The 664-nt window shown below is 54.4% G+C and carries 1 rRNA gene; it reads right to left on the reverse strand.

What is annotated here, in order from left to right:
* Window positions 1–21: 21 nt before the first annotated feature.
* Window positions 22–664: ribosomal RNA gene (locus ACFQ4X_RS19075) — 23S ribosomal RNA — on the reverse strand; the annotation flags it as partial.

The following is a 664-nucleotide window of genomic DNA, read 5'->3' on the forward strand; positions in this document are numbered from 1 at the left end:
CCAAACGTTTCATACAATTTTAAGGATAAGCCCTCGACCGATTAGTATCTGTCAGCTCCACGTGTCGCCACGCTTCCACACCAGACCTATCAACCTCATCATCTCTAAGGGGTCTTACTCACTTAACGTGATGGGAAATCTCATCTTGAGGGGGGCTTCATGCTTAGATGCTTTCAGCACTTATCCCGTCCACACGTAGCTACCCAGCTATGCCCCTGGCGGAACAACTGGTACACCAGCGGTGTGTCCATCCCGGTCCTCTCGTACTAAGGACAGCTCCTCTCAAATTTCCTGCGCCCGCGACGGATAGGGACCGAACTGTCTCACGACGTTCTGAACCCAGCTCGCGTACCGCTTTAATGGGCGAACAGCCCAACCCTTGGGACCTACTTCAGCCCCAGGATGCGATGAGCCGACATCGAGGTGCCAAACCTCCCCGTCGATGTGGACTCTTGGGGGAGATAAGCCTGTTATCCCCAGGGTAGCTTTTATCCGTTGAGCGATGGCCCTTCCATGCGGAACCACCGGATCACTAAGCCCGACTTTCGTCCCTGCTCGACTTGTAGGTCTCGCAGTCAAGCTCCCTTGTGCCTTTACACTCTGCGAATGATTTCCAACCATTCTGAGGGAACCTTTGGGCGCCTCCGTTACTGTTTAGGAGGCG

This window comes from Fictibacillus halophilus, from assembly GCF_042680145.1.
GTDB classification, from domain to species: Bacteria; Bacillota; Bacilli; order Bacillales; family Fictibacillaceae; genus Fictibacillus; species Fictibacillus halophilus_A.